General features: G+C 38.1%; 1 pseudogene. It reads right to left on the bottom strand.

The features are described from left to right. Positions 1 to 505: 505 nt before the first annotated feature. A pseudogene (locus tag M1R56_RS03550) lies at positions 506 to 2707 on the bottom strand (G5 domain-containing protein); the annotation flags it as partial.

The following is a 2707-nucleotide window of genomic DNA, read 5'->3' as shown; positions in this document are numbered from 1 at the left end:
TCGATTATATCATTTTCAATTCATTTAAGCAATCATAAAGCCGTTCAACCTCTCGAATAAAGCGCAAACATATGCGAATGTTTATAACACATTAATATACAGTTTGTTTAAATAAAACAGAAAGATTCTCCTTTCTGATGACATTCTCTATATATAGTGGATTAAAATAAGATATGAACAAAGAAATTAGGAAAGTCAAATAAATTTCTATAAATGTTTTAGAATCCGTAGCGTACTATTCTAGGTTCAATCCATTATATTAGATTAGAAAGTGTACTAATCGCTCACCGATTGAGAACTTTTGGGAACATTTCAAAACTGAGCACTAGGATTAAAGACATACAATATTTTGAGAGGGGGTTGGTACCAATACTGATACCTCCCTTTTTCAAAAATAAAACAACGACCTTGTACTTCTTCAAATGAGGAACAAGGTCGTTTCTTAATCTTTTATTTCATCGTTCACTTAACAGTGAGTAGTTCAAACTTTAACGAAATGCTTATTTTAGTCTTCTTTTTTCTTTCCAAACGCAAGTCCAAGGCTACTTAGCATACCAAGAAGCCCTAAAGATGCAAGAGTCATACTTGACTCTGTTCCAAGTCTTGGCAATACATTTTGAGAATCATTTGACTTAGATTCCTTATCAATAGTAGTTGTAATGGATCCGTGATTAGCATTCGGACTAACAGCATCTTGAATTGGAGTAGCTAGTGGAGCTGTGGATTGACTAGAATCACCATTAGTATCAGGTGTGACTGGAGTGACTGGAGTGACTGGAATTGTATTTGGATTTGTATTTCCACTTACTTTTCTGAAAATGTGAGTAATTACTGGTTCATTTTCATCAATCACAGTTCGTACAAATTCATATACTGGAATTGATCCATGTTCAGCATCCTTTTCATTACCTGTCTTAACGGATGGTTTCAATACATTTCCGTCTTCATCAATCCATCGAACCTCAATCATTAGCTCTGGCAATGCAATTGAACCCCCTAATACATCGTTTTCAAAAGTTGTTACCTTAGGAACTTCCACAGATGATTTACCTGGTTCAGTAATCTTACCTGTACCTGTTTTTTCTACGTTTGGTAGATCACTGTTTGGTACTTTACCTTTACCATCTTCATCGATTGTAACGACGATTGGATTACCATCTTTACCTGGGATTTCTACCTTAGTTCCTGGTGGATATGTTGACCCATCTGGTTTCTTCGGTGTCACTGTAACATCACCTGTCTTAGAATCTTGTTCTAACTCTACTGTCGGTGCTTTCGTTTTCCCATAAGTTCGAACGATTGTTGGAGTTACCTTACCTGTTTTTGGATCAACTGCATAGGTAGTGGTATCAATCACATCACGGCCTTCAGAATCTTTAGATTGTTCAACCTTAGTTTTAGCTCCTACTTTAACGATTGTCTTACCTGCTGGGGTGACTACTGGGGTACCAACGTGTTCTGTGATATGACCGTCGTTTGAATCTACATCGTAAGTAGTGGTAGTAACTGTTTTACCTTTAGCTCCTTCAACGCGTTCATTAGGTGTGCCAACTTCTCGTTCACTATCTCTAATATACTCAACTTCTGGTTCAATCGGTGTTTCTACTACTTTGTCTTTGGCTGCGACTTTGACAATAGTTGCTGTTGGATTTACTACTACTGGTTCTCCTACTGTTTCTGTAATAGCGCCTGTAGTAGGATCAACACTATAAGTTGTTGTGGTATTACTTGAACCTGCTTGTCCTGCTTCTTCCACATTTGGTTGATCTTTGTCGCGTGTATCATCTTTCACATATTTCTTAGGTGATGGGATTTCTGTTGTTTCTACTTTATCCTTCGCTGCGACTTTGACAATAGTATTCGTTGGTTCTTTCGTACGAACTGGTTGACCTTCACTTGCTGTAATCTTTCCAGTATTAGGATCCACAGTGTAAGTTGTTGTGATAGTGTCTTCACCATCTTCACCTTTAACAGTAGTTGGGGCTGTACCTTTTTCTTTCGTATCATCTTTTTCATAGACAACAAGTGATGGTACTACTCTCTTCTCAACTGTTGGTTCTTTTGTTGTTCCATAAGTTCGAACGGTTGTTGGAGTTACCTTACCTGTTTTTGGATCAACTTCATAGGTAGTGGTATCAATCACATCATGACCTTCAGAATCTTTAGATTGTTCAACCTTAGTTTTCGCACCAACTTTAACGATTGTCTTACCTGCTGGGGTGACTACTGGATTACCAACGTGTTCTGTGATATGACCGTCGTTTGGATCTACATCATAAGTAGTTGTAGTAACTGTTTTACCTTTTTTACCCTCAGTACGCTGAGCTGGTGTACCGAAGTCTTTTTCAACATCTCTAACATACTCAACTTCTGGTTCAATTGGTGTTTCTACTACTTTGTCCTTCGCTGCAACTTTGACAATTGTTGCTGTTGGATTTACTACTACTGGTTCTCCTACTCTTTCTGTAATTGTTCCATCTGCTGGATTTACTTCGTAAGTAGTTGTTACTGTACGTGAACCTACTTGGCCTGCTTCTTCCACATTTGGTTGATCTTTGTCGCGTGTATCATCTTTCACATATTTCTTAGGTGATGGGAGTTCGGTTGTCTCCACTTTGTCCTTCGCTGCGACTTTGACAATTGTTGCTGTTGGATTTACTACTACTGGTTCTCCTACTCTTTCTGTAATTGTTCCATCTGCTGGATT

The organism is Streptococcus sp. oral taxon 431, from assembly GCF_023115445.1.
GTDB lineage: Bacteria > Bacillota > Bacilli > Lactobacillales > Streptococcaceae > Streptococcus.
The sequence above is the reverse complement of the archived record's forward strand: the minus strand, read 5'-3'. Positions and strand labels throughout refer to the sequence as shown.